Below are 25,785 nucleotides of genomic sequence, written 5' to 3'. Positions count from 1 at the left end.
GACACACGGGGCTTGAAAAGGGTTTGGCACTACGCCAGCTGAATAAACAGGGCGTATGCGCCCAGCAGTACCCAGCAGGCGAGGAAAATCCACGGTGTACGCAGTGAGAACAACAGCGATTTACGATGCCCGGCTCGGGAAGTTTCCGCCTCACTGAACAGTGGAGACTCATCGTAGGCCAGGCCCATCATGGGCTCGCTGCGCAGTAAATGGCTTTGCTTGAGCTGCCAGTGTTCGATGATCTTGAACGCTGCGCGAATACCCGGCCACGCATTAAGTGAGCTGAGCACACCGAGCAGTGCCAGAAACGGAGGAACGACCAGGGTAAACATCTCACCCCAGCTTTCATTCAGGTTGCCCATGGCCGAGACGAACGCGATGACCAGAAATGACTGAGCCGCCAGGTACGCATCCGTGCGGTTGGCCAGGATACTGGTTTCGTACTGGATTTCCTGCCGGTAAAAATCCAGCCGCTCCTTGGGGGAGCCGAACATGCGTGCGCTTTGCTCCTCCAGATCCGTCTCAGGCGTAGCCGGGGTGATAATACGTGGCACGTTACAGCTCCTTGGTGTGCTGGCGACTCATTACTGTTCACGTCCTTTCCGGGGTGCTTCCCGGGCGGCTTTCTGCGCTGTTGAGTCTTGCGAGGTACCGGTCGAACCCTCAGGGCGGTGAGCATCGTTGTCGCGCTCCTGCTCACCGTCGGTTTTGGCCAGGTCAGCGCCCTTGCGTTGTTCGTCACGTAGCTTGCTCATACTGCCACCTTAACCTTTGCTGTGTTCCGGCGAAAAGGGCCCGGTGCCGCGCTTGATGCCACGCGGCCCCCACACACCCCATATCCCCAGGCCGATAACCGGGAGCGCCAGCAGCACGAGTGCCCACAGCGCCTTGGTGGTGTCTGCCTTGTCACTGCGAAACACGCTGACGATGGCCCACAGGTCCACCAGAAGAATGATCACCGCCACGGCAATCCAGAAGTACGTCACAGGCTCTATCATGATCACGCCCTCAGTTGGCGGCCAGCGATCCCGACCTCCTATGCAGAGGAAGCCCATGCCTACCACGAAGTTCAGCCCGGCTTCTCGAAGGTGGACGGGTGGGCGTGGATGCGCTGAACCAAACCCGCTTGCAAAACGTCCACCCCTGAAGAGCACAACGAGTATGCGTTCATGCCAAACAACGTCATCGCGCAAGCGTTCGATTACCTCGAAGCCCATGACCTTGTGCTGACCACAGCCGAATCCTGCACAGCCGGCGCCATGATCGCTGCGTTAGCCAGCATTCCAGGCACCGGCGCTGTGCTGGAAAGCGGGTATGTGGTGTACTCGCCAGCCGCCAAGCAACGGCTGCTCGGTGTAAGCCCCGTCACCATCGAGCGCTACGGCCTGACCAGTGAAGCGGTCGCCTGGGAAATGGCGTTGGGTGCACTCAAAGACAGCCAGGCCTCGGTGGCCATTGCCACTACCGGGGTTGCAGGGCCCGACGCCCAAGGCAGCATAGCGCCCGGTACCCTCTGCTTCGCCTGGGCATTCGCAGGCCACCCCACAGCAGTGTTCACCCGCACGCAACGCTTTTTTGGCCAACGGGGCGACGTGATGCAACAGGGGGCCGTCTATGGCCTTTCACACCTTGCCCACTATCATCAGCGCTGGTTACGCGGCGAACGCGCGTAACCCGCACCGACAACCCTCATTTGCTAACAGCAAACTTTTTCATATCCACCGCAGGCGCCACAAATTCAGGGCCTGTGCCAGACAACCGCCATTTCACATTGGCCAAGCCATACCGCTCAGCCATCGGGCGGCTGACTTTCTTGATGGTGTGCTGCCCAAACCGGGGAATGATCCCGACTCCGGCATCGCAACTGGCCCAATGCCAAGCTTCGCTATTGTCCATGCGCTCAAGGCGAATGATGAACGTGCGGTAGTCCCCGTGAAGCTCATACTCGATCACATACAGTTGCTGCCCTGCCATTGGACTCTTCTCCATCAAACCCAGCCTAATGGAGCGAACAGCCGAGCAAAAGATTCCATTTATTTTGACTCACTGGTCATGCCGGTAGCTTTGCGTCTGAAGCCTAGAACTCTTCGCGCAACCCTCTAGTCCCAGCACTACGACTGACGTTGGAGCTTGCCTGTGGACGACGATACGAAAAGCCTGACGCAACAAGGGGAACCCCAGCGCGATACCGGGGGTTGGCTTTTGCTGGAACATTACGCAGCACTTGGCGACGGGCGCTCAGTGGCCCTGGTCGGCCTGGACGGCTCCATCGATTGGTGGTGCGTGCCGCACATGGACTCGCCGCCCTTGTTCGACAGGTTGCTGGCGCCGACCACCGGGGGCCACTTTGCCATTACCCCAAGCCAGCCCTATGTAGCTGAGCGGCGCTACCGGCCGGGCAGCAATGTGCTGGAAACCGACTACATCACCAGCAGCGGCAGGGCCAGGCTGACTGAGTCGCTTAACAGCGGCCCGGCCGGGCGGCTGCCCTGGGCGGAACTGGCCAGGCGAATCGAAGGCATCGAAGGCTCGGTGGCATTCCACGTGTCCATCGATTTCGGCACCCAGGCCGATACTGTCAGCCCTTATCTTTCGCCCAACGATAATGGCTGCGTATTCCATGCCGGGCACATTCTGGGCATGTTCCTGCACGATGACCGGGTGGATGTACAGCGCAAGGATGACCTGGGCGTGCGAGGCACCGTGGAGATCACGGCCGGCCAGCGGACGGTGCTCGGCCTTATCGCCGGTTACGACGAACCGCTGGTGGTGCCTGCGCTGAGCTTGGTCGATGCCCGCATAGATGGCTCTGACAGGGAGTGGCGGCAATGGTCCCAGGGCCTGGATTACGAGGGCCCCTACGAAGCGGTAGTGGTACGCAATGCGCTGGCGCTGAAACTGCTGCTGTCATCGCCCAGCGGGTCGATCATGGCGGCGGCGACCACATCGCTGCCAGAGCGTATCGGCGGCTTCAAGAACTACGATTATCGCTTCGCCTGGATACGGGACGCCGGTTACACCATCGAGGCGTTTCTGGGCATTGGTGCCCAGCCCGAAGCCAAGGCTGCCTATACCTGGTTGCTGCGTCGGCTGGACGAGCATGGCGCACGTGTCTTTTACACGCTCGACGGGCACGTCGGTGACGGCATCCACTCCATAGACCTACCCGGTTACAAGCAATCGCCGCCTGTAGTGGGCAATGACGCACACAATCAACTGCAACACGGCGTGTTTGGCGACATTTTCGAGACCACCAGCTGCTTTATTCAATGCGGCAATATCCTCGACAACGTCAGCGCAGCGCTGCTGGCGCGCCTGGCCGACGACTGCGCAGACTGTTGGCGCCAGCCCGATTCCGGTATCTGGGAGCTGCACGAGGTACGGCACTACACCTTGTCCAAGATCAGTTGCTGGCAGGCCCTAAGCCGCGCCATCGAGCTGGCCGACGGCGGGCACCTGCCCACCACCTGCCGGGAACGCTGGGTACGCGAACGGGGCCGCATCCAGGAGTGGGTAGAAAGCCATTGCTGGAGCGAGCGGCTACAGGCTTATGTGTTTTACCCCGGCAGTGAACGCCTTGACGCAGGCATTGCGCTAGCCGTGCGTTTTGGCTACCCGCAGCGAGAGCGCCTGCGCAGCACCCTGCATGCAGTACAGCAATCGCTGGGCAGTGGCCCCTTCCACTATCGCTACAGCGGGGCCAGTGAAGAGGAAGGCTGCTTCCTCGCCTGCTCGTTCTGGTTGGTGGAAGCCTGGGTGCTGCTTGGGCATCAGGCTGAAGCGCAAAAGGCTTTTCACGCCGCGCTGGAAGGCCTTGGCCATGGCGCAGGCATCTACTCGGAAATGGTAGACCCCGACTCGGGCAACTACCTGGGTAACCTGCCGCAAGGGCTGACACATCTGGCGGCACTGCGCGCAGCTCTGGCGCTAAGCGGTCGACGCCCGCCGTGTTGAACGCCCGGCCTGCGCGCCAGGCTTGGCGCGCAGGCCGTTGGTTACTCGGTGGGTGATTCGGTAGCCACCATCGGCGGCACTTCCGCGAGCGGGAAAGCCCTATGCTGCTCGCGGCGGCGAGCGTGCTGGCGAGCCGGCAGAGGTTCGAGCTGCTGCGGCTGCCCCGTCTGCAATGCCCGTTCGATGGCCGCGATCACGCGCACGTCGCGCAGCCCCTCTACCCCGTCCGGCTCCGGCGCCTGGTCGCGCAGTATACAGTCGGAGAAGTAGGCGGTTTCACCTGCAAACTGGTCTACGACCGGGTTCACATGCACGCGGGTTTCGCCGTCGATCGTCGCTCGGTAGCTGATCGCCACCCCCTCGCCGTAGCCGAAGCACGGTGAGGCCTCGATTTCCCCTTTGCTGCCCAGCAACTGGAAACGCTCGGTGTCTGGCAGCGTGTAGCTCACCGTGAACTGTGCCAGGCGTTCGTCCGGAAAGCGCAGGCTAACGGTGACGGTGTCCCAGGTGTTCACAGCGCTGCCCGGTGACTGCACACCGATTGCCGCCACCTCGATGGGCTCGGCGTTGAACAGCTGGCGCACCATGTTCAGCGGGTAAGGGCCCATGTCTGGCACTGGCCCTGCGGCAAAGCCATTCTGGGCACGGTGGTTACTGGGTTTGACCCGCTGCGTGAAGATCGAGGTAAACAGCCGGGGGTCGCCGAAATCGCCTTTGTGCACACGCTCGATCATGTCCAAGGTGCCGGGTTCGCAGTGCAGCCGGTAAGCGACCATCAGCTTGGCGCCTGTGCGCGCTGAGGCATCTATCATCGCCTGGCAGTCGGCCTCGCTGGTACCCATGGGTTTTTCCAGCAGTACGTGAATGCCCGCTTCAAGGGCCGGGATCACGAACTCGCGGTGGCGGAAGTTCGGCGTTGCGATATAAAGGGCGTCGACTTCGCCGGCCGCCAGCAGTGCCGGATACTCCTCGTAGGCATAGGTACGGAGCCCATACCGTTCACCGAGTTGCCGGGCTTTTTCGGGGTCACCCGTCACCAGCGCGGTGATCACCGAGTTATCGGTCTGGCCGACACCCGGCATGAATGCACCCTGGGAAATAGAACCGCCGGCAACCACGCCGTAGCGAATCTTTTTGGGTGTATCAGGCATGACAGTCCTCCTCGTTGTCGCGATCAGGTGGGTGGCATACTGCGGACCGAGCGCCCGCCTACCGGCCCACCTTTTTTTCCACATCCTGCAACCGGCGCTCGATGGCCTCGGTTTGCGCTTCCTGTTCCTTGATCGAGGTTGGGGTAATCACTTTGTCGACCACCTCGGTATCGGGGTCGGGGCGCTGGAGTATCGGGTCTGGCACCTGTTCACCTTGTTGCGCCTCTTCAGACGAAAGTGGACGCGGTACCTTGTCGCCAGCATGGGGGTGGTTGTCTTTCATCGGGCATCTCCAGAATGAGCGGTGTCTTTCAGAAGAGCGCAGAGAACCGCGATAGTTTTATCTTTCTGAACAGTTGGTTGTGTCGAACAGGCACAACGCTGGGCGGAAACCCGGTGCATTCGGTCTGCCTTGCCCCAGGCAGTGCTGTTACTTTTGCCGTCATGCGTGTAAATTCCCGCATGATTTGGACACTGCGTTGTGCGCTGGCCCAGGCAATGTGGCTGTGCCCTACCCCTCCATGCCAAGAACTGTTGCCTATCTCCCCCACCTGCCTCATGCCGGATGCACCCCATGCCCGAATTGTCGACTGACGAAATCATTCGTGCCGCCTTGCAGATCTCCCACACACGCTTACGCAAACAGCATGAACTGGTGGTCGGTTTTGGTGTGCAGTCGCTGAAGCTGACAGACCTCGATGAGCTTCTGGACCAGGCCTGTGAAATAGCCGCGAAAGGCATGGAAACGCCGTTCGCAAAGGTATTGCGGCCAGTGCCTGGCGAACCGCTGTTGGTGCTGGCCCATGGTGTAGGCTGGAAGGCCGCAGACATTGGTACTGCAACGGTAGGGGCCGACGAAGCCAGCCCGGCAGGTTATGCGTTCGCCACCAACCGCCCCGTCATCTCGAATCACCTGGGCGAGGAGCTGCGGTTCAGAACCCCCTCATTGCTCAGGGCCTATGGCATTGAACGTGCCATCAACGTTCCCGTCCGAGGGGTGACGGGCACGTTCGGCATTTTGGAGGCAGACAGCCGCGATGGCGACGATTTCATCGAAAGTGACGTCGTTTTCCTGGAAGGGCTGGCCAATATCATTTCCATGGCCATCGAGCGCCTTGCTGTTCAGTTCGAATCAAAAACCTCCCCGGCCTACTCAGAGAGCGTCCTCAATGCCAGCCCGGACTGCGTCAAGATCCTCTCGAGGGACGGCAGGGTGGAGTTTTTCAACGCAGCAGGCTTGTGCCGCATGCAAATTGACAGCCTGGACACCGTGTCAGGCCAGCCTTGGGTAAACCTGTGGCCGGAAGGCTCCAGGCCTGTGGTGGATAATGCACTCGCACGGGTTGTCGCCGGTGAGTCTGTGCGGTTCGAGTCCTTCTGCCCAACCGCCAAGGGCGAACCGAGGTGGTGGGACGTGACAGCGGCCCCCATTCTCGACCCACAGGGCCACATCGACAAGATCATTGCCGTTTCCAGGGACATCACGGAACGCCACGAGCAGGAAGCCCAGCTAGAGGCCTTGATCGACGCGCAGAACGTAAAGCTGACTGAAAAGGGTTTACACCTGGAGGAAATCCACCATCGGGTTAAAAACAGCCTGCACCTGGTTAACACCCTGTTGATTTTGCAGGCCAACCTCTCGAACGAAGAAGCCGTCCAGTCCCAGCTGCAAATCGCAGCCAACCGTGTACTCACCATCGCAACCGTCCACGAACGCCTCTATCAGAATGCCTATTGCGAGGGCGTCAGCGCGTCGGAGTACTTGAGCGGGCTGGTTGGGGATATCGGCAAGGCCTTTGCAGAGCGCAAGATCGAGCTGGAGATCGAGGCATTTCAACTGTCGTCAGAACGGATGGCGCCGTTGGGGCTGGTAGTTTCGGAACTGGTTACCAACGCGCTGAAGTATGGCCGAGGCCTCATTACGGTCAACGTCACCCGCGACGGCAAGGATGCTGCAATCGTGGTCACCGATGAAGGTGACGGTTTTCCCGATTCCTACCCGAAACCCAGTGGAACGGGGTTGGGCATGCGGCTGGTGAAGAGCTATTCGGGCTATGGCGCGCAAGCCATCCGCATTGATGCTTCAGCCCCGCTCAGCACGATACGGGTGCGCTTCAAGCTCTAGCCCCGCCCCTCGGTTTTCGACAATTCGATCGAACCCATCGCACCGAATTCTGACCAAGCACTGCGAGGCCTGTATTTCGCGCTGCACGCGAAGCCGTCGAAACCACAGTAGGAGGAGGCAAGCCTTTCATGAGCGATCGCATCATCACACTGTTCACCGACACCACGCTGTTCGGTATCTCCATACTCAATTTGCTGCTGGCGATCACGGTCGCCGTACTCACCTTCCTGGTATCGAGGGCGGCAATCAGTTTTCTACTGCGCCGGGTCCAGCGCTGGTCGGAGCACTCCGGGGCGCTGAGTCACGTTGTGGCCAGGGTGCTGTCGGGCACCAGCAATTCCTTGCTGTTCCTCGCTTCACTGTTGGTAGGCCTGAGCATGCTGGACCTGCCTGAACGGTGGCTTAGCCGGGTGGGCAGCCTGTGGTTCGTGGTAGCGGCCCTGCAGATCGGCTTGTGGGTGAACCGCGCCATCAGCCTGGGCCTGGACCGCTACTTCCTGCACAACGGCACCGACGGCACCAGCCAGGGCAGTGCACTGGCGACACTGTCGGCCTGGGGCGCGCGCGTGTTGCTGTGGTCGGTGGTGCTGCTGGCCATGCTGTCCAACCTGGGGGTGAACATTACCGCGTTCGTTGCCAGCCTGGGGGTGGGCGGTATTGCGGTTGCGCTGGCCGTGCAGAACATTCTGGGCGACCTGTTCGCCTCACTGTCGATTGCCGTGGACAAGCCCTTCGAAGTGGGGGATTTCATCGTCATAGGCCCGTTGGCGGGCACTGTGGAGCACGTTGGGCTGAAAACCACCCGCATCCGCAGCCTGGGCGGTGAACAGATCGTCATGGCCAATGCCAACATGATTGGCAGCACCATCCAGAACTACAAGCGCTTGCAGGAGCGTCGCATCGTGTTCGAATTTGGCCTGTCGTACGACACCCCGACCGAGGCGGTCAAACAGGCGCCCACCATTGTGGAAGAGGCGATCAAGGCTCAGCAACAGGTGCGCTTCGACCGTGCTCACTTGCGCGGGTTTGGCAAGGAAGCGTTGGAATTCGAGTGTGTGTATATCGTCAAGGACCCAGGCTACAACCTGTACATGGACATCCAGCAGGCCATCAACTTTCAACTGCTGGAAAAGTTCTCCAACATCGGCGCCGCATTTGCCGTACCTGTGCGGGCCATCAAGGTGACTGCGCTGCCGCAGGAGGCGACAGGATCCGGCAACGTGCGGGACAGGGAACAGACGCACACAGGGAACAGGGAGCGCGCGGCTTCATTCACCGCCAGGTGACAGGAATGCCGGGGCGGCACTGGCCGCCTCGGCCGCGCACCTGAGTTTCAGCGCTGATTATCCTTCATCTGGCCACCTTGCTGCCCGGCGTGCCCACCTTGGCGGCCGGTTTCCTCGTCATCCATCTCTGCGGTGCCTGCGGCATTCCCTGCGCCAGTCCCCATCCCACCCTGACGACCTTGGTCAGAATCGGGTCTGGGGTTCTTCGTGATGTCCGGGCCGGGCATCTGCCCGCCTTGATGGCCAGTGTCGGGGCTACGATCACGGTCTTGGTCGGTGCCATGTGTGTCTGCCTTGCCGCCCTGAGTGCCTGGCATGTCTTGATTGTTAGCCATGGTGATACACCTCATATCTGCTACACAGATAAGCCTGTGTATACGTAAGACTGAGCAACGTTGCATTCAGCCGGCTTTTTTCACGCTATCCAGACCAAACGCATGAAGCACTCGCACGCGATATGCCTATGCACCAGCGCCCGTTACGCTGGCTACAAGGCCCCCGTTAATCCACGCTCCAATCGCTATGAACGCAAGAGGGACGCTGGCTCAGGCCTATGCCTGGACCTGGCGCTCGGCGAACCGAATGCTGTCCCGCCCACCACGCTTGGACTGATACAGCGCCACATCACCCTGCTCGATCAGCGCCGCCAGGCTCACCGGTGCCTGGTCGAACACACTGGCCCCGATACTCAACGTCACCGCCTCAGTTGTAGGGACGGTCACGCTCGCATATTGCTGGAACCGCTCGCGCAGCATCCCCCCCCAGCTCCAGCACCTGCTCATTACTCGCGCCACTCAGCAAAATGACGAACTCATCCCCCCCTAGCCGCGCCGCCAGCGAGCGCTCCGGGAGCACCGCACGGATCATCTCGCTCAGGGCCACCAGTAACCGGTCCCCCGCGATGTGCCCATGCAGGTCATTGACCAACTTGAAGTTGTCGATATCGATCAACAGCAAAGCCCCAGGCCGCACGGCGCTTACATCCTTGAAAAATGGCCCTGCCCTCACCTCCAGCGCACGCCGGTTGTAGAGCGCAGTGAGCGGATCCCGCGCCGCCAGCCGGGCAATCCGCTCTTCACGGCGGTAGCGCACCGTACCGGTCATGGACAAGGCAATCAGCATGATCGCCATGGCCCCCTCCACCAGCGAGACCTGGATGATCAGCCCACCAAAGGTGGCCAGGTCTATCAACGTTCCTGGCGCAATGGCGATGATGGCCTTGATCACGTAGAACAAACCATGAATCAGCAGCACATAGCGCAACTGCACAGCCCCTACACTCAGCGACTGGCCATGGGGCTGCAACAGTGAACTGGCCTTGAGGGTGAGCGACGCCACCAGCAACGAGTTGGCCATCAGCATCACCTTCGACCACTCCGGCCCGGCCGGCAGCATCAGCAACGCGAACCAGATCAACACGATCACCAGCCATGCCCGTGACACGCGGTCCTGGGTAAAGCGCAGCACCCCTAGCAAAAACAACCCGTGGGCCACCACCAGCAAGCCGTTGGCGAACCAAATACCAATGAACAACAGGCCGATGCCACGCATCAAGGCGAGGGTGCAGCCAACCGTGATGGTGGCGAAGCCCGCGCTCCAGTACAGCAATGATTGCTCGCGAACGCTGCGCCACTCGATGGCCAGGTAAAGCGCCGCCGCCGCAGCCAGGGCGATGGAAATCGTGAGCATGGTCGGTGGATCAAGCGCCATGAAAGGTGTAGCCCGTGTGAATGGTCATGAAAGCGGCGATTGTATGCGCTCTGGATGGCTTTTCAGAGGGGGCCACCGGGTTGCACGCCAAGGTTTTTCGCGATTCTAAGCACCTTTCGGGGCATTGGCATGGCTATTTGCCATCAACCGGACGAACGCCTCGTTCTCGATCGGGCGGCTCAACAGAAAACCCTGCACTTCATGGCACTGATCGTCCCGCAGCATGGCCAGCTGCTCCGGCGTTTCCACCCCTTCGGCCGTGACCGTCATGCCCATTGCGTTGCCCAGGTTGATGATTGCCTGCACCACACTGCGATCGCTGCTGCGTTTGCCCAGCGCCTGTATGAAGCGCTTGTCGATCTTGATGCTGTCGAACGGGTAAGTACGCAAGTAGCCCAAGGATGAATAACCCGTACCAAAGTCATCCATGTTCAGGCGTACGCCCAGCTCCTTCAGCGCATTCATGGTGTGCAGGGCGCCTTCCACGTCGTTGAGCATCACGTTCTCGGTGATTTCCAGCTCCAGGCGGTGCGCCGGCAGCCCTGTGCTGCGCAGCGCTTCGGCAACGTCCCGTACCACATCGCTGCGGCTGAACTGGGCAGGTGACATGTTGACCGAAACCAATATGTCCAGCGGCCAGGCTCGGGCCAGACCGCAGGCCTGATGCAGTACCCAGTTGCCCAGCAGCACGATCAGGTCCGACTCCTCGGCCAACGGGATGAAGCGGTCCGGCGCCAGCAAGCCAAGGCGCGGGTGGTGCCAGCGCACCAGCGCTTCGGCGGAGGCGACGGTTACCCCATCGACCTTGAAGCGTGGCTGAAAATGCAACCTCAATTCGCCGCGCGGGATGCCCTCGCGCAGTTCCTGTTCCAGCACGCGTTTGTCCAGCAGCGCGGTGTTCATCTGCGGCGAAAAATAGCGCCAGGTGTTCTTGCCCGCCTGCTTGGCACCGTACAGGGCCACGTCGGCGAAGCGAATCAGGTCGCTGGGGGTGCCAGGGTAATCGGCAGACAGCACGACCCCCAGGCTACCCCCGACCTGCACCCGGTGCTGGTCGATCGCCATCGGCCGCCTCAGCGCCTCGATGACGCGGGCGCAGAAGCGGTCGACCTCCTCGCGTGTGCCGGGCCCTGCCAACACCAGGACGAATTTGTCGCCCCCCAGGCGTGCCACCAGGTCGGTGCCCCGGGTTACCTGACCAAGCCGGGCGGCGACTTCGATCAGCACCGCATCCCCTGCCGGGTGGCCCAGGCTGTCGTTGATGGGTTTGAAATTGTCCAGGTCCAGCATCAACACCGCCTGTGAAGCCTTGCCGGCGTCTTCCAGAAAACGGAACAACTTGTTGCGGTTGGGCAGCCCGGTCAGGGGGTCGTGCTGGGACAGATGCTGGATACGGGCGTGGGCCGTGACCTCGTCGGTGATGTCGGTGCAGGTGCCACGAAAGCCCTTGCAGATCGTGTGTTCGATGATGGCCTTGGCGGCTACCCGGCACTCGCGCCGCTGCCCGGCCTGGTCGTGATACTGGCAACGCAAGCTGCCTGTGGCTTCGCTGGCGCCCAGGCCATGCAGCCAGGTTTCGACATGCCCGGTTTCGCAATCGAACAGCTTGCTGACGGGCTTTTGCAACCAGTGTTCTGCAGGGTGCCCGGTCAACTCGGCAAACCGTGGGGACAAGTAGGTCAGGTGCTGCTGGGCATCGGTTTCCCATATCCAGTCGGAGGCCGCTTCGGCCACAGCCTTGAAGCGCGCCTCACTGGCCTCGAGCGCCTGTTTGGACGCCGCCAGCTGCCGGTGGCTGCGGTCGATGCCGGCGCTGGTGCGCATGGCATAGCGGGCAAACAGCGCCATGATCAAGACGATGATCAGCACCGCCACGATCAAGGGGCCAAACACCGCGCGGATTAACGCACTGCCAGGCTGCTCGATGTGCCAGGTCAGGCTGTGGCCGCTCGCCTCCAGCGGCAGGTGCCCTTTGCCTTTTGGCGGCTGGGCACCGGCAGTGACCGCAAACTCTGCCAGCCCGACAGATTGCCCGAGCTGGCCCAGAACCGCCGGCGCCAGCACCCGAATGAACACCAGCACGGTTTTAGGCGCCGGCAGGTGGTGAGGGAGCGTTGGTGGGCGAATGACTGCGGCCGTGAACAGCGCTGGCTGACCGGCGAATACCAGGTAACCGGACGCCGGTTGCTGGCGCTGCACGGCCTCCCGGGCCTGCTGCAAGATACGGCCACTGCTGGCGCTGTACTGCTCCAGGCCCTGATCGCTGAGGCGCCCGCGAACGACGGCGTAATGTGTCCCGTCGTCATCGAGAACGAATACGCCCTCGTAGCCGTCCTCGGTAAACAGCGTTGCGCCGACATTGTCTTCCTCGAACGCCCAATGGGGGTCTACCGCCACCACAAGGTGGTCGTAGGCCGCTTGCCAGGCCGCGTGGGTCCACAGGTAGCTGCGTTCGCTTTTCTGCAACTGCACCAGCGCAGATTCGGCGTGGAAGCGGCTTTGCACCAGCTCCCGCTCGTCCAGCCCCTGTGCGATGCGGTACAGCGACACCATGCCCAGCACCAGGGCCAGCAACAGCAGGCCGGAAAACGCCAGGATCAGCTGGCGAACCACGTGACTGCGCGGCGAATCATTGCCAAACGTTGCTTCCATTCCGTGAGCGCCTTTAGCCGAGGTCCACAGGGTTGACTCACAGCCCATCACGTTGATCGCAACAACTGACCACCGGCCTGCGCATTAGCATCCTGGCTGGCCGCTAAAGCACCCGCTTGATCAACGGTTCCAACCGGCTATAGCGTAGCCTGCGCAGCAATTTGCGCACGGGCTTGGGGTGATCGGCCTTGATACCCAGTTCATCTGCCGACCCGATAGCGGGGGCAACCCGGCGCAGTGCGGCCAGTTCCGCCTCCCGTGGCGCCAGCCACTGCCGCTGCGGGTCGTCGATCAGCAGGCCGTTTTCCAGGTCCAGGTTGAAGCCGCGCGGGTTCAGGTTGTTGCCGGTCAGCAATGAGTAGCGTTGGTCTACCCACATGCCCTTGGCATGGAAGGTATGGCCGGGGTCGTTCCAGATGCGGATCTGCAACTGCCCACTGGCCAGGCACACGTGCCGGCGGCGGGCAAAGGCCCGCAGGTTGTCTTCATACAGGTAAGGCAACGCACCGCTCGCGCTGAACGGCTCCCCCGGGGCGATGTAGAAATCGTTGGCCGTACGGTCGCCCACGATCAGCTCCACCTCGACGCCCCGCGCCAGGGCCTGGTCGATTTCCCGCATCACCGCCCTGGGCGGGTTGAAATACGGGGTGCAGATGACGATGCGCTGCTGCGCCACGGCCAGCAACGCACACACCGTACGGTTCAAGGTATTGCCCCGGCCCACGCCAAGCAGCGGTACAACCCGCATGCCCTGCCCCGGGCGACTGGGCACAGCCTCGTACACCAGCCGCCGAAGCCGCGCCCGCAGGCGGCGGATGTCGCTGCGCAGGCTGCCTGTGGCGGGCGGCTCGGGCAGGTCCAGACGCGGTGTGGCCACAGGGTGCAGCAGGCGCTGCACCAGGCCGGCCATGGCATCGGCAAGGGCCGGCGACTGGAACACGTGATAACGGTCCAGGCGATAGCGGTCAAAGTGGTGAAGGTAGACGTTATTCAGGCTGGCACCGGTGTACAGCACACAGTCGTCGATGATGCTGCCCTTGAGGTGCAACACCCCGAACAGCTCACGGGTTTGCACCGGTACGCCGTAAATCGGTACGTCCAGGCCCTGCGACTGGCGCTGGGCCTGATACCAGGCGGCATTGCCGGGTTGCCGCCCAGCACCCAGCAGGCCGCGCCGGGCGCGGAACCAGTCGACCACCACGGTGATGTCCAGCGCTGGCCTGGCGGCCTTGGCCCGGTACAGCGCATCGAGTACTGCCTGCCCCGCCTCGTCCTGCTGCAGGTACAGCGCCACGATGACAATGCGCCGCTCAGCGGCGGCGATCCGCGCCAGCAGGCAGTCACGGTAGGCCCTTGCATCGGGCAGCACCTGTATCGCGTCGGGGGTCAGCTCAATGCCTGGCAGGCCAGCCAGCAGGGTTTCAGGATTCACTTGCGGTCACCTTCGCGGCAAACTGTGCCCCAGCTTGCACAGGAATCGCGCAATGGTCCACCCCGCGTCGGAAAAACCGCAGCCCGGCACGTTGAAGACATTTGGTTTTCTGATCGTACCCAACTTCACCACGATCGGCCTGGCGTCGGCGGTGGAAACCTTGCGCATGGCCAACCTGGCGGCACACCAGCCGGTGTTCCGCAGCGTACTGCTTGCGGCAGACGACGCCCCGGTGGTTGCCAGCAACGGCATGCGCGTGCTCCCGGACTGCAGCATTGCCCGTGCACCCGCACTCGATGCCGTACTGGTGGTTGGCCCCAACCCCATCGAACGCGGCCGTGCTACCCGGCCACTGGTACGCTGGCTGCAGCAACTGGCCCGACAGCGTGTGCCATTGGGCGGCATCTGCACCGGCAGCTACCTGCTGGCCAAGGCAGGGTTGCTGGATGGCTACCGCTGCACCATCCACTGGGAAGACCTGCCGACGCTGCAAGCACACTTCCCCGGCATCATCATCTCCCAGCGGTTGTTCGAACTGGACCGCGACCGCTACACCTGCTCTGGCGGGGTGGCGGCGATCGACATGATGTTGCAACTGGTGGCCCGCGAACCCCAGGGCGTCGACATGGCGGCCAAAGCCGCCGAGCTGATGCTGTGCGACCGGGTACGCGGCGAGCGCGAGCCCCAGCGTGTTTCCCTGCGCACCCTGCTGGGTAGCGCACAACCCAGGCTCAGCCAGGTGGTGGCGCTCATGGAAGCCAACCTTGAGGAGCCCCTGGCAGTGGAAGAACTGGCCAGCCTCAGCCAGGTAACCGTGCGCCAGCTGGAGCGCCTGTTCAACAAGCACCTGCAACGCACGCCCAGCCAGTATTACCTGCAACTGCGCCTAGCCCGGGGGCGTCACCTGCTGCTGAACGGCGATGCCCCGGTGGGCGAGGTGGCGCTGGCTTGCGGGTTCAGCTCGCCGGCGCACTTTTCCAAGAGCTTCAGCCGCCTGTTCGGCGAATCACCCTCCGCGCAACGCCAGCGGGCCCGCCTCACCCCCGCGTGCGAATGATGTTGTGCTCGGGGCCATAGGGGAAGCCGGTAATGTTCTGCGCCCCGTCCTCGGTGACGATGAGGATGTCATGTTCGCGGTAGCCACCGGCCCCCGGCTGGCCCTGGGGCAGCATGATCATCGGTTCGATCGACACCATCATGCCCGGCTCCAGTACTGTTTCGATGTCTTCTCGGAACTCAAGCCCGGCCTCGCGCCCGTAGTAATGGCACAGCACGCCAAAGGAGTGGCCATAGCCGAACGTGCGGTACTGCAGCAGGCCGTGACGCAGGAAAATCTCGTTCAGCTCGTGGGCAATGTCGCAGCAGCGCACACCCGGGCGAACCAGCCGCTGACCCGCTTCGTGCACCTCCACGTTCGCCTGCCATAGCCGCAGGTATTCATCCGGGCAGTGGTCGAGAAACACCGTACGCTCAAGCGCTGTGTAGTAGCCGCTGATCATCGGGAAGCAGTTCAGGCTGAGGATCTCGCCCTTGCCGACCCGGCGGCTGGTCACCGGGTTGTGCGCCCCATCGGTGTTGGGCCCGGACTGGAACAGCGTCCAGGTGTCCATCAGTTCGGCGTGCGGAAAACGCCGGGCAATCTCCCGCACCATGGCCTGGGTGGCATGCTGCGCCACCTCGTATTCCGGCACCTGCTCGGCCAACGTCTCCAGCGCAGCGGCCGCGCCGACGTTGGCCACCTGCGCGCCCTGGCGGATCAGCGCCTGCTCCTCGGCTGACTTGACCAGCCGCAGGCGCATGCAACCTGCGCTGATATCCAGCAACTCGGCATCGGGGTAGCACGCGGCCAGCTTGGCGTGGTTGACCCGGTTGAGGTGGTCGTCCTCTACCCCTATGCGGCTGGCACGTGGCAGCGCCTGGTGTACGGCAACGAAGAAGTTGTCCCGCTGCCAGTCGGTGTACACGATGTTGTCGGTGCCCACGGTGCGGCGCCAGGGTTGCCCACCGTCGATGTTGGCACTGATGCTGATCACCTGATCATGGGTCACCACCAGCGCATAGGGCCGACCGAACGAGCAGTACAGAAAATCGCTGTAGTAATTGACGTTGTGATACGAGGTGAACACCGCGGCGTCGATGTGCTGCGCGGCCATCAGCGCCCGCAGGCTGGCGTGCCGGCGCGCATATTCCTGCGCACTGAACGTGGGTTCGGTTTTGCTGCCATTGCGGATTCGAAGGGTGCTGGGCAGTTGCATGGTCTGGCTTCCTTGTAATGGTGAGCACGCTGTTCAGGCCGGCCGCCCTGTGAGCCATTGCAGCAAAAAGGCGTGGTGCGCGCTTGTATGCACCCGACTTGAAGTTGGCAGTACTGCCCCTACCCCGACATCTCAGCACAGCTTTTCGAAAAAGACAGGGCGTTTCGATACAAGGCGCTTGACATATCAAGTAGTAAATATTCTCATTCGCTCCTTATTTTTCATTCGGAATAGCCTTCATGACGCACCCGGCCTCATCACGTAGTTTTGGCCATGCCCGCAGTCTGCTGGCCGCAGCCATCTGCCTGGCGACGCTGGCGCCTGCGCAGGCTGCGGAGGGCGGCAAGACAGCGCCCACCAATACCCCTGGCACCCTGGAGCTTGGCGCGACCGAGATCGTCAACACCCAGTTGGGCAGCGTTACAGAAGGCTCGGCGTCTTACACCACTGGCGCCATGGCCACTGCGACCAAGCTGCCAATGACCCTGCGTGAAACACCGCAGGCCACCACCGTCATCACCCGTCAGCGCATGGATGACCAGGGCATGACCAGCATCAACGATGTGGTGAAAAACACGCCGGGCCTGTTCCTCGACTCCTCCAGCGGCCCCGGTAGGCAAACCTACTCGGCCCGCGGTTTCGACATCGACAACCTGATGTATGACGGCATCCCCAGCGGTTACAGCGGCTGGGTCGTCGGTTCGCAGCCCAACCTGGCGATGTTCGACCGCGTGGAGATCGTGCGCGGCGCCACCGGTCTGGTGACCGGGGCCGGCAACCCCTCTGCGGCCATCAACCTTGTGCGCAAGCGCCCCCTGGCAGAACAGAAACTGACCCTCACCGGCGCCGCCGGCAGCTGGGACGACTACCGCGGCGAACTGGATGCCTCCAGCCCGCTGAACGACAGTGGCACGCTGCGTGGCAGGGTGGTGGCCTCGTACCGTGGCAATGGCAGCTTCGTGGACGATGTCGACGAGGACCACGGCCTGTTCTATGCCGTGACCGAGGCCGACCTGAGCGACGACACCACCCTTACCCTCGGCTTCTCGCACCAGAAGGACAAGACCAACTATTTCTGGGGTTCCTCCATGGTTGGCCTGGATGGCCATCACCTGAACCTGCCACGCTCCTTCAACCCTGGCACATCCTGGGAAAACAAGGACCAGAACATCGACACCGTGTTTGCCGAACTGCGCCAGCGCCTGGCCAATGACTGGCAGTTGCAGGTGAACACCAACTACAGCGAACAACAGGCCACGTTCTCTGGGTCTTACCTGTCGCGCTGGTCACCCGACCTGAGCCTGAAACGCACTGTTTACCAGTCCAAACATAACCAGAAGCAAGCCGGCGTGGACGCATTCGTCAGCGGCCCGTTCGAAGCGTTCGGCCGCAGTCACGAACTGGTGGTAGGCGCCAGCAGGCGGGTCGCCGACTTCAGGCAAACAAACTACAAGCCCTATAACCCTGAGTGGCCACTGGATGCAGGCAAACCAAACTTCATGCGTGTAGGCAAGAGCCGCGCCGTGACGACTCAGGACGGCGTCTACCTGACCACTCGCCTGAGCCTGGCCGACCCACTGAAACTGATCCTGGGCGGCCGGCTGGACTGGTACGACTACGACAGCAAGGACGGTTCGGCAGCCGACTACAAGGTTACCCGTAACGTGACTCGCTACGGCGGCTTGGTCTACGAACTGGATGACCACCATTCGGTCTATGTCAGCTACAGCGATATCTTCAACCCGCAAAGCTACAAGGATACCGCTGGCAGTATCGTCAAGCCTGTGGTGGGCAAGAACTATGAAATCGGGCTGAAGGGCGAGTACTTCGATGGTGCCTTGAACGCCAGCGTGGCAGTGTTCCAGGTAGACCAGGAGAACCGCGGCGTTCAGGTTACAGGGGCGGGCCTGGCAGCCTGCGCGGACCCGAACAACTGCTATGTGGCATCCGGTGAAATCCGCAGCCAGGGTATCGACTTCGAACTGCAGGGCGCACTGCTACCCAACTGGCAGGTGGGAGCCGGCTATACCTATGCCCGCACGCATTACCTTAAGGACAAACTCAACCCGCAGAACGAAAACCAGCGCTTTGACACCGACATGCCCGAACACCTGTTCAAGGTCTCGACCACCTACAGGTTCCAGGGGCCGTTGGAGAAACTGCGCGTAGGCGGCAATGTGTATTGGCAGAGCCGCATGTACAACGATATCCCGACTGCGAGCGGCACCCACTACCGCCTGCAGCAAGGCAGCTACGCCACCACCGACCTGATGGCAGGGTACAAGGTCAACGAGCATCTGGACCTGCAGCTCAACGCCAACAATATTTTCGACCGCACGTATTACTCGGCGATTTCCAGCTCGGTGTATTACGGCGGGGATGTGTACGGCGCACCACGCAACCTGATGCTGACGGGGAAATACAGCTTCTGATGCTGTTGGGGCCGCCTTGCGGCCCCAACATCTCAGCTACCGCAGGTCAAAGCGGTCCAGCTCCATCACCTTCTCCCAGGCCGCGACGAAGTCCCTGACGAATTTGCCCTGCGCGTCGCTACTGCCATACACCTCGCTCAACGCCCGCAGCTGAGCATGGGAGCCAAACACCAGATCGACCCGGCTGGCCGTCCACTTCACCTGCCCGGTGGTGCGATCGCGGCCCTCGAAGGCCTCGTTGTCCGCAGAGGTTGGTTTCCACTCCACCCCCATGTCCAGCAGGTTGCGGAAGAAATCATTGCTCAGCACGCCGACCTTGTCGGTGAACACCCCTTGAGTACTGCCAGCGTGGTTGGCACCCAGCACCCGCAAACCGCCCACCAGCACCGTCAGTTCCGGCGCTGTAAGCGTCAGCAGTTGTGCCCTGTCCAGCAGCAGCTTCTCCGCCTTGACGCCGTAGCGGGCCTTGAGGAAGTTGCGCAGGCCATCAGCCACCGGCTCCAGCACGGCGAACGATTCCACATCGGTCTGCGCCTGCGAAGCATCAGCGCGGCCGGGGTGGAAGGCCACGGTCACACTGTGGCCAGCGTCAGCCGCCGCCTTCTCCACCGCTGCTACGCCCGCCAGCACGATCAGGTCTGCCAGCGACACCTGCTTGGCGCCGGCATTGAATTCGGCCCGCACTGTTTCCAGCGCTGCCAGCACCTTGTCGGTGCCCTGGTTCACTGGCCAGTCTTTCTGTGGAGCCAGGCGCAAGCGCCCGCCGTTGGCGCCACCACGCTTGTCCGAACCGCGGAACGTGGAGGCCGCCGCCCAGGCAGTGGCCACCAGTTCCCCGACCGCCAGGCCGCTGGCCAGTATTCGGGTTTTCAACGCAGCGATGTCCTGCGCATCGATCAGCGGGTAGTCCACCTTGGGGATGGGGTCTTGCCAGAGCAATTCTTCGGCAGGCATTTCCGGGCCCAGGTAACGCGCCAGCGGCCCCATGTCCCGGTGGATCAGCTTGTACCAGGCGCGGGCGAAAGCGTCCGCCAGCTGGTCAGGGTTGTCCTTGAAGCGCCGGGCAATAGGCTCGTACACGGGGTCGAAGCGCAGGGCCAGGTCCGAGGTGAGCATCATCGGCGCGTGCCGCTTCGCCGGGTCGTGGGCGTCGGGCACAGTGCCGGCGCCCTTGCCATCTTTCGGCCGCCACTGGTGCGCGCCTGCCGGGCTCTTGGTCAGTTCCCAGTCGAAGGCGAACAGGTTGGTGAGGTACTCGTTGCTCCACTTGGTCGGGGTAGACGTCCACGTCACCTCCAGGCCGCTGGTGATGGTATCGCCGCCCTTGCCGGTGCCGAACGTACTCGCCCAACCGAAGCCTTGCTGCTCCAGGCCCGCAGCTTCGGGCTCGGCCCCGACGTTGTCGGCTGGGCCGGCGCCATGGGTCTTGCCGAAAGCATGGCCGCCTGCGATCAGTGCCACGGTTTCTTCATCGTTCATGGCCATGCGGCCAAACGTTTCACGGATATCACGGCCTGAGGCGACCGGGTCGGGGTTGCCCTCGGGGCCTTCCGGGTTGACGTAGATAAGCCCCATCTGGACGGCGGCCAGGGGGTTCTCAAGGTTGCGCTCACCCCCCAGGTTGCGGCTCTGTTCTTCGCCGTGCTTGGCCGGTTCGGCCACCAGGTCGCCCTCTCCGGGGGGTTGGGCCTTGGCCTGCTCCTTGCCGTAGCGGGTGTCGCCGCCCAGCCAGACCTTTTCCGAGCCCCAGTACACATCTTCGTCTGGCTCCCACACGTCCGCACGGCCGCCGGAAAACCCGAAGGTCTTGAAGCCCATCGATTCGAGGGCGACGTTGCCGGTGAGTACGATCAGGTCGGCCCAGGAGATCTTGCTGCCGTATTTTTGCTTGATTGGCCACAGCAGGCGCCGGGCCTTGTCCAGGCTGACGTTGTCTGGCCAGCTGTTGAGCGGCGCAAAGCGCTGCTGGCCAGAGCCCGCACCCCCGCGGCCATCGCCGGTGCGGTAGGTCCCGGCGCTGTGCCAGGCCATGCGGATGAACAGCGGCCCGTAGTGGCCGAAGTCGGCCGGCCACCAGGCCTGCGAGTCGGTCATCAGCGCTGTCAGGTCGGCCTTCAGCGCCTGGAAATCCAGGCTCTTGAATGCCTTGGCATAATCGAAATCAGCGCCCATGGGGTCAGACAGGGACGCGTGTTGGTGAAGTATTCTCAGGTTCAGCTGGTCCGGCCACCAATCACGGTTGGTGGTGCCGCCACCGGCGGTTTGATGGAACGGGCATTTCGGTTCGTTCGACATCTGCGGATACCTTCAGGTCGGTTGTCCAGATTCCCACCCGAAAGCCTAGCCGAGGTCGTGCAGAGGTCTAATAGAATAGCTATTGCGGGGCGATAGCCTGACGCTCTCGACTACTTGCCCCGCTGCATCCAGGCCGCCCCCAGGCCGCTGATACAGATGACCAGGATGCCCACCAGGCTAAGGGTGTCGGGTACCTGGCTGTAGAACAGCACCCCAAGCAGGCCGGCGAACACGATCTGGCAGTAGCTGAAGGGCGCCAGCAGCGCCGGCGCTGCGAACCGGAACGCCTGGGTCAGCAGCAAGTGGGCGGTCATCCCGAAACCGCCCAGGGCCAGCATCAGCAGCGCATGGTCCCAACGCGGTGTTTCCCAGAAGAACGGCACCAGGGCACTCATTGCCAGCGTATTGCACAGCCCCGCGTAGAAGTTGCTGGTGGTGGGGCTGTCGTGCGCCGCCAGAATGCGCGTGAGCAACTGGTAGAAGCAAAAGCCCAACGCTGAACCGAACGGGAACAAGATGGCCGGGGTAAACATGGCCCCGCCCGGGTGCACCACCACCAGTACGCCAATGAAGCCCAACACCACGGCCACCCACTGCCCTACCGTTACCCGCTCCTTGAGCAGGGGTGCCGACAACGCGGTGACCAGCACCGGGGCGAGGAAGTTGACCGCCGTGGCCTCAGCCAATGGCAGGTACTGCAAGCCAGTGGTGAACAGCAGGCTGGTACTGAGCAGGCTGAGGGCGCGCAGGGTCTGCAGCACCGGGCGGCGCGTACGCAGCACATTGAGGCCCGACTTGGGCAGGAAGATGCCGGCCATCAACAGGGTGTGCACCACATAGCGCGCCCACACCACCATGACGATCGGATAAAGGCCGCCGAGAAACTTGGACAGTGCGTCGTGACTGGCAAACAGGAACGTGGCCCCGACCACCAGCGCGATGCCGCGCAGGGGTTGGTTGACGCCGGACAGCGGGGTGCTGGAACTCATGGCTCTCTCGATGGGGGCGCCAGACCAGGCGGCGCCGTTTGAATGCCGCGCGGGCAATGCCGTGCGGGGGCAGCACTGGGATTCTAGAAGAGATGCGCGACGAGAAGAAAGTTCAATCGCCGCCTGGGCCGGCTCAGGTCAATTTGTGTGCGTTAATCGACCACTTTGCCGCCTGCCGGCGTGGCCCGTGGCCTGCCTATCGCTCACCATCGGGCAGGCACCCAGTGTTCATACAAGGATTCTTCAATGCACACGCTCACCACCCACAACGGGCTGGCCCTGCCGGCAGTCGGCCTGGGAACCTGGCCGATGACAGGCACCGCCTGCACCCAGGCGGTTGTTCAAGCGCTGGAGTTGGGCTACCGGCACATCGATACCGCGACCGCCTACGAAAACGAGGCAGATGTGGGTGCGGCACTGCGCGCCAGCCACGTGCCGCGCGAGCAGATCCACCTGACCACCAAGGTGTGGTGGGACAGCCTGTCGCCCAAGGCGATGCGCCAGTCGCTCGAAGCCAGCTTGCGGGCGCTGGGCACCGAGCACGTGGACCTGTTCCACATCCACTGGCCGGGCAAGGACTGGGACCTAGCGCGCAGCATCGAAACCCTGGTGGCGCTGCGCGAAGAGGGCAAGGCGCGCCATATCGGGGTGGCCAATTTCCCTCTGGGCCTGCTACGCCAGGTGATCGAGACGCTGGGTGCGCCGCTGTCGGCCATCCAGGTGGAATACCACGTTTTGCTCGGCCAGCAGGCGCTGCTGGACTACGCCCGCAGCAACGACTTGCTGCTCACCGCCTATACCCCGCTGGCCCGCGGCCAGGCGGCAGCACAACCGGCCATCCAGGCTATCGCCCGCAAGCACGGGGTGCTGCCCAGCCAGGTGGCGCTGAAGTGGCTGCTGGACCAGGACGGGGTGGCGGTGATTCCGAAGGCCAGCAGCCGCGAAAACCAGCTGGCCAACCTGGGCTCACTGCAGGTGCAGCTCGATGACGAAGACCGGGCAGCAATCGCCGCACTGCCCAAGGACCAGCGCGTGGTCAGCCCAGCGTTTGCGCCGGACTGGAACAGCTAACGGCACGCTGGCGCTCAGGCGGGTTGTGGCGAGCCGGCCACGTCAATGTGCTTCAAACGCTCGCTGGCAGGCACGGGCCGGCCATACAGGTAGCCCTGCAAGTGCGAACAGCCCTCGGCCGCCAGCCGCTTGCGCTGCTCTTCCGACTCGACGCCTTCGGCTGTGGTCTTGATCATCAGGCTGTTGGACAGGCCAGTGATGGCGCGGATGATCGACATGGCCTCGGGGCTGTCGCACATGTCATGCACGAACGACTTGTCGATCTTGATCCGATCAAACGGGAACGATCGCAGGTAACCCAGCGACGAGTACCCCGTGCCGAAGTCGTCCAGCGAAATGGACACGCCCAGGTCTTTCAGCGCCCGCAGCACACGCACGTTCTCGTCGCTGTTGCCCAGCAGCACCGACTCGGTGATCTCCAGCTCCAGGCGCTGCGCGGGCAGGCCTGAGTCCGCCAGCGCCAACGCCACAGTGTGCACCAGGTTGGCGTTCTTGAACTGCACGGGTGACAGGTTCACCGATACCGTCTGCTCGCTGTCCCAGCGCACTGCTTCCTGGCAGGCCAGGTTCAGCGCCCGTGTGCCCAGCTCATGGATCAGCCCGGTTTCTTCGGCAATGGGTATGAAGTCCATTGGCATCACCATACCGCGCGTTGGATGCAGCCAGCGCAGCAATGCCTCGTAGCCTGTCACGCTGCTGGTCAGCTGATCCACCACGGGTTGGTAGTGCAGCTGCAACTGGCCCAGGTGCAAGGCCGTGCGCAGGTCGGTTTCCACCAGGCGACGCTGGCGCGCCGCGACATCCAGCTGCACGGCGAAACACTCATAGCGGTTACGCCCGTTGCGCTTGGCCTCGTACAGCGCCATGTCGGCGTAGCCGAGCAACTGGTCGGCGTGCTGGTGATCATCCGGCGCGATGGCAACGCCGATGCTCACCCCCACGCTGAACTGGTGCCCTTCGATCTGAAACGGCGGCGTGATCGCATTGATCAGTCGCTGGGCAGTATTGTGAGCCGCCTCACGGCTATCCAGGCCGGTGAGCACGATGGCAAACTCATCACCCCCCAGGCGCGCCAGGGTGTCGCGCTCGCGCAACTCTCGGCGCAGGCGCTTGCTCAAGACCCGCAGCAGTTTGTCGCCAAAGGCATGGCCCAGCGAGTCGTTGATGTTCTTGAAGTGGTCCAGATCCAGGCACAGGGCAGCCGTCAGCTTACCTGCCTCGCCACCGCGCAGCAGTGCCTGGCCCAGCCGTTGGCTGAACAGGGTGCGGTTGGGCAGCCCGGTCAGCGCATCATGATGAGCCATGTGGTGAATCTGGGCATGGGCTGCCAACTGCTCGGTGGCGTCTTCGGCCACGAACAGCACGTAGTCGGCCTGCCCTTCCCGGTTCTGGCTAAGCAGCGTACGGCTGCGCAACATGCGTGGGCCACAGGCGGTATCAACCCGGGTTTCAGCCGCATGCCCTTTGGTGCTGCGGGCACCACGTGCCAACTGTTGCTGCACGTAGGCCGCAGCGCCAGGTGCCAGGCAGTCTGCTGGCAACTGCCCGACCATGGGCTGTTGCGGCACGGCGAATAGGCGCCGGGCCTGCTGGTTGGCCAGCAGAATACGCTGGTTCTCCAGCCCCAGCACCATGACACTGGCGGGGATATTGGCGATGACCGAGTCAAGAAACTGCGAGAGCCTGGCCATCTCCTGGCTGTATTGCTCGGCCAGCTCCTTGGCCTGCAGCAACGCCTGCTCTTGCTGGTAGCGCTCGGTAATGTCGCGGGTGACCTTGGCAAACCCGACGAGGTTGCCTTCATCGTCGTACACCGCGTCGATGACCACATGCGCCCGGAAGGCACTGCCGTCCTTGCGCAGGCGCAGCCCGGTTTCTTCAAAACGCCCGGTGCTGCGGGCCTGGGCCAGGTTATGCGCGGGTGCGCCGGCACGGCGTTCGGCTTCGGTGTAGAACACTGAGTAATGCTGGCCGACGATCTCATCGGCGCTATACCCTTTGGCGCGCTGCGCGCCGGGGTTCCAATTGGCGACCAGGCCCTCGGGTGTGAGCATGTAGATGGCGTAGTCGACCACGCTCTGGATCAGCAGCCGGTACATGGCGTCGGGGCTTGCGGCTAGCGGCATGGGTTTTTACCTGGGCCTGGGGAGGTGAGCGTTGACTGGCGGCAGGGCCGGCCTTTGATCAATGATGGCATTATGCCGTTAATGAAGGTTTTGTGAAGGGTGGTGGCCATTTGGCCTGCCCAGCGGCGGGTTACGTTGAGTGGCGGTGGGGGCCTGACAGTGTCAACCATGTGCCCGTAGACGTGTCCACCCTGTGTCCGGTCCGTATAGCCACGACAAAAAGTTTTCCGCCTTGAACGCTGAGCTGTGAACTTATTCAGTGTAGGCGCGTACACCGCGCAACTATTCATTCGCGCAAGTGGCGCTT

20 protein-coding genes and 1 pseudogene are annotated in these 25,785 nt (G+C 62.6%); 7 read left to right on the top strand and 14 right to left on the bottom strand.

What is annotated here, in order from left to right; translation table 11 throughout:
- Positions 1–29: 29 nt before the first annotated feature.
- Genes APH25_RS10305 through APH25_RS10300 form a run of 3 tightly spaced genes read right to left on the bottom strand, consistent with a single transcriptional unit; the run spans position 30 to position 998 of the window.
- Positions 30–554, bottom strand: a complete 525-nt coding sequence (locus tag APH25_RS10305) for a hypothetical protein (protein WP_028634309.1) — start codon at positions 552–554, stop codon at positions 30–32.
- Positions 555–584: 30 nt separating this feature from the next.
- A complete protein-coding gene (locus tag APH25_RS25650) occupies positions 585–755 on the bottom strand; it encodes a hypothetical protein (RefSeq protein ID WP_177331166.1) in 171 nt (56 codons plus the stop codon).
- A 9-nt stretch (positions 756–764) separates the two neighbouring features.
- Positions 765–998 (bottom strand): PLDc N-terminal domain-containing protein, encoded by a 234-nt coding sequence (locus APH25_RS10300; RefSeq protein ID WP_060481929.1) that lies wholly within the window; start codon positions 996–998, stop codon positions 765–767.
- A gap of 171 nt (positions 999–1,169) precedes the next feature.
- Here APH25_RS10300 and APH25_RS10295 point away from each other — a divergent pair, with 171 nt between their 5' ends.
- On the top strand, positions 1,170–1,673 hold the full coding sequence (locus APH25_RS10295) for a CinA family protein (RefSeq protein ID WP_028634311.1): 504 nt from the start codon (positions 1,170–1,172) through the stop codon (positions 1,671–1,673).
- 16 nt (positions 1,674–1,689) lie between these two features.
- Here the strand turns inward: APH25_RS10295 and APH25_RS10290 are convergent, their stop codons facing one another.
- Positions 1,690–1,974, bottom strand: coding sequence for a DUF6555 family protein (locus APH25_RS10290; protein WP_028634312.1), 285 nt, complete (start codon positions 1,972–1,974; stop codon positions 1,690–1,692).
- A 228-nt stretch (positions 1,975–2,202) separates the two neighbouring features.
- Between APH25_RS10290 and APH25_RS10285 the strand changes: the two genes are divergently transcribed.
- On the top strand, positions 2,203–3,954 hold the full coding sequence (locus APH25_RS10285) for a glycoside hydrolase family 15 protein (protein ID WP_256217513.1): 1,752 nt from the start codon (positions 2,203–2,205) through the stop codon (positions 3,952–3,954).
- A gap of 41 nt (positions 3,955–3,995) precedes the next feature.
- Here the strand turns inward: APH25_RS10285 and APH25_RS10280 are convergent, their stop codons facing one another.
- Together APH25_RS10280 and APH25_RS10275 are read right to left on the bottom strand one after the other, a co-directional pair.
- Positions 3,996–5,105 (bottom strand): Gfo/Idh/MocA family protein, encoded by a 1,110-nt coding sequence (locus APH25_RS10280; protein WP_060481831.1) that lies wholly within the window; start codon positions 5,103–5,105, stop codon positions 3,996–3,998.
- A 58-nt stretch (positions 5,106–5,163) separates the two neighbouring features.
- Positions 5,164–5,388, bottom strand: coding sequence for a hypothetical protein (locus APH25_RS10275; protein WP_028634315.1), 225 nt, complete (start codon positions 5,386–5,388; stop codon positions 5,164–5,166).
- Between the two features lie 291 nt (positions 5,389–5,679).
- Here APH25_RS10275 and APH25_RS10270 point away from each other — a divergent pair, with 291 nt between their 5' ends.
- Positions 5,680–7,230 carry a sensor histidine kinase gene (locus APH25_RS10270; RefSeq protein WP_060481830.1) on the top strand — a complete coding sequence of 517 codons (1,551 nt, stop codon included), beginning with the start codon at positions 5,680–5,682 and terminating at the stop codon, positions 7,228–7,230.
- 128 nt (positions 7,231–7,358) lie between these two features.
- Positions 7,359–8,516: a mechanosensitive ion channel family protein gene (locus APH25_RS10265; protein WP_060481829.1), complete on the top strand. Its 1,158-nt coding sequence runs from the start codon at positions 7,359–7,361 to the stop codon at positions 8,514–8,516.
- 47 nt (positions 8,517–8,563) lie between these two features.
- On the opposite strand, the gene APH25_RS10260 is transcribed toward APH25_RS10265, so the two are convergent.
- The 4 genes and pseudogenes from APH25_RS10260 to pssA form a co-directional block, all read right to left on the bottom strand.
- Positions 8,564–8,851 (bottom strand): hypothetical protein, encoded by a 288-nt coding sequence (locus APH25_RS10260; protein ID WP_060481828.1) that lies wholly within the window; start codon positions 8,849–8,851, stop codon positions 8,564–8,566.
- A 216-nt stretch (positions 8,852–9,067) separates the two neighbouring features.
- Positions 9,068–10,205 (bottom strand): annotated as a pseudogene (locus APH25_RS10255) (GGDEF domain-containing protein).
- 126 nt (positions 10,206–10,331) lie between these two features.
- Positions 10,332–12,878: an EAL domain-containing protein gene (locus tag APH25_RS10250; RefSeq protein ID WP_060481827.1), complete on the bottom strand. Its 2,547-nt coding sequence runs from the start codon at positions 12,876–12,878 to the stop codon at positions 10,332–10,334.
- A 103-nt stretch (positions 12,879–12,981) separates the two neighbouring features.
- Entirely contained in the window at positions 12,982–14,310 is a 1,329-nt protein-coding gene (pssA, locus tag APH25_RS10245) for a CDP-diacylglycerol--serine O-phosphatidyltransferase (protein WP_060481826.1), read from the bottom strand.
- 52 nt (positions 14,311–14,362) lie between these two features.
- Here pssA and APH25_RS10240 point away from each other — a divergent pair, with 52 nt between their 5' ends.
- Complete coding sequence (locus APH25_RS10240) at positions 14,363–15,367, top strand: GlxA family transcriptional regulator (protein WP_060481825.1); 1,005 nt, start codon at positions 14,363–14,365, stop codon at positions 15,365–15,367.
- On the opposite strand, the gene APH25_RS10235 is transcribed toward APH25_RS10240, so the two are convergent.
- Positions 15,348–16,565: an aminopeptidase P family protein gene (locus tag APH25_RS10235; RefSeq protein ID WP_060481824.1), complete on the bottom strand. Its 1,218-nt coding sequence runs from the start codon at positions 16,563–16,565 to the stop codon at positions 15,348–15,350. The two genes, APH25_RS10240 and APH25_RS10235, sit on opposite strands and share 20 nt — an antisense overlap.
- A gap of 239 nt (positions 16,566–16,804) precedes the next feature.
- Here APH25_RS10235 and APH25_RS10230 point away from each other — a divergent pair, with 239 nt between their 5' ends.
- Positions 16,805–18,997 (top strand): TonB-dependent siderophore receptor, encoded by a 2,193-nt coding sequence (locus tag APH25_RS10230; protein ID WP_060481823.1) that lies wholly within the window; start codon positions 16,805–16,807, stop codon positions 18,995–18,997.
- Between the two features lie 36 nt (positions 18,998–19,033).
- Here APH25_RS10230 and katG read toward each other — a convergent pair whose 3' ends face one another.
- On the bottom strand, positions 19,034–21,292 hold the full coding sequence (gene katG, locus APH25_RS10225; protein WP_060481822.1) for a catalase/peroxidase HPI: 2,259 nt from the start codon (positions 21,290–21,292) through the stop codon (positions 19,034–19,036).
- A 110-nt stretch (positions 21,293–21,402) separates the two neighbouring features.
- Positions 21,403–22,281 (bottom strand): DMT family transporter, encoded by an 879-nt coding sequence (locus APH25_RS10220; protein ID WP_028634325.1) that lies wholly within the window; start codon positions 22,279–22,281, stop codon positions 21,403–21,405.
- A gap of 246 nt (positions 22,282–22,527) precedes the next feature.
- On the opposite strand from APH25_RS10220, the gene APH25_RS10215 reads away from it, so the two are divergent.
- The gene (locus tag APH25_RS10215) at positions 22,528–23,352 is read left to right on the top strand and encodes an aldo/keto reductase (protein ID WP_060481821.1); all 825 of its coding nucleotides are present in this window, start codon (positions 22,528–22,530) and stop codon (positions 23,350–23,352) included.
- Between the two features lie 14 nt (positions 23,353–23,366).
- On the opposite strand, the gene APH25_RS10210 is transcribed toward APH25_RS10215, so the two are convergent.
- The gene (locus APH25_RS10210) at positions 23,367–25,478 is read right to left on the bottom strand and encodes a bifunctional diguanylate cyclase/phosphodiesterase (RefSeq protein WP_060481820.1); all 2,112 of its coding nucleotides are present in this window, start codon (positions 25,476–25,478) and stop codon (positions 23,367–23,369) included.
- Positions 25,479–25,785: the final 307 nt, after the last annotated feature.

The sequence above is a fragment of the Pseudomonas sp. NBRC 111119 genome, from assembly GCF_001320125.1.
Lineage (GTDB): Bacteria > Pseudomonadota > Gammaproteobacteria > Pseudomonadales > Pseudomonadaceae > Aquipseudomonas > Aquipseudomonas parafulva.
Note: the sequence above shows the minus strand (reverse complement) of the source record. Positions and strands in the feature narration are given on the sequence as shown.